The 1,422-nt window shown below is 48.4% G+C and carries 2 protein-coding genes; both read right to left on the reverse strand.

The features are described 5' to 3' along the window. The coding region (gene secF, locus ACTHUM_RS14095; RefSeq protein ID WP_003686183.1) for a protein translocase subunit SecF at positions 1-933 on the reverse strand (933 nt) is incomplete at its 3' end. Between the two features lie 3 nt (positions 934-936). Continuing rightward, positions 937-1,422: MMPL family transporter (locus tag ACTHUM_RS14100; protein ID WP_440403181.1), on the reverse strand; the 486-nt coding region annotated here is incomplete at its 5' end.

The raw sequence follows: 1,422 nt of genomic DNA on the forward strand, positions 1-1,422 counted from the left end.
AACTACCACTTCTTCTTTTTTCTTCACTTCTTTGGCAATGTTCTCACGGCTCAAACCGAACATCAGCAAGAGCGGGCTGGCAACCAATACGGAAGAGTAAATACCGAACACGATACCGATGGTCAGCGCCATAGAGAAACCGTGCAAGGCCGCACCGCCGAACACCAGCATAGAAACAACCATTGCCTCGGTCGAACCGTGAGTAATGATGGTACGGCTCATGGTTGCGGTAATCGCATTGTCGATGACCTCCGGAACAGTATGGCCGCGCATATGCGGTTTGCGGAAGTTTTCACGAATACGGTCAAACACCACCACAGACTCGTTCACGGAATAACCCAGAACTGCCAAAATACCTGCCAAGACAGTCAGAGAGAATTCCCATTGGAAGAAGGCGAAACAGCCGAGAATGATCACGATATCGTGCATATTCGCAATAATCGCCGATACTGCAAAACGCCACTCAAAACGCATGGACAAGTAAATAATAATACCTGCCACCACGAAACCTAATGCCATCAAACCGTTAGTGACCAATTCTTCGCCGACTTGAGGACCGATGAATTCGACTTGGCGCAAGGTAACGTCAGGATTGTCTTTTTTCAGCAAATCCATCACTTGGTTGGACAACTGGGCGGAGGTTACGCCTTCTTTGTTCGGCAGGCGGATCATGATGTGCTTGTTCGTACCCAATGCCTGAACCTGTACATCGCCCATTTTCAGCGTATCGAGGCGTTCGCGTGTTTTATTCACATCAACACCCTGCTGATATTGGACTTCCATCACCGTACCGCCGGTAAATTCGACGGAGAAATTCAGGCCTTTGGTTACCAAAAAGAACACGGCGGCGATAAACGTAACCAACGAAATAAAGGTCGTCAGTTTGCCGTAGCTCATAAACGGAATATCGCGTTTGATTTTAAATAATTCCATGTTTTACTCCTTGCCTTCTGCCATTTCAGCTTTCGGCTTCCATACCGCACCAATGGAAATATTCCGCAATTTGCGACGGCGGCCGTACCACAGGTTGACCAAAGCACGGAACACGACCACAGACGAGTACATCGAGGTCAGAATACCGATACAGTGCACAACAGCAAAACCACGTACCGGGCCGGAACCGAATACCAACAAAGCGATACCAGCAATCAGAGAGGTCAAGTTAGAGTCGACAATGGTTGCCCAAGCATGTTGGAAACCGAGGTTGATGGCCTGTTGAGGTGGTATGCCTCCGCGTAATTCTTCACGGATACGCTCGTTAATCAATACGTTAGAGTCAATCGCCATACCCAATGTCAATGCCAACGCGGCAATACCCGGCAGGGTCAGCGTTGCCTGCATGGCAGACAAAATACCCACCAAAAACAAGATATTGGTACTCAAGGCAATGGTAGAGAAGAAACCCATCAAGCGATAGTAAAT

This window comes from Neisseria sp. P0021.S006 (assembly GCF_051956895.1).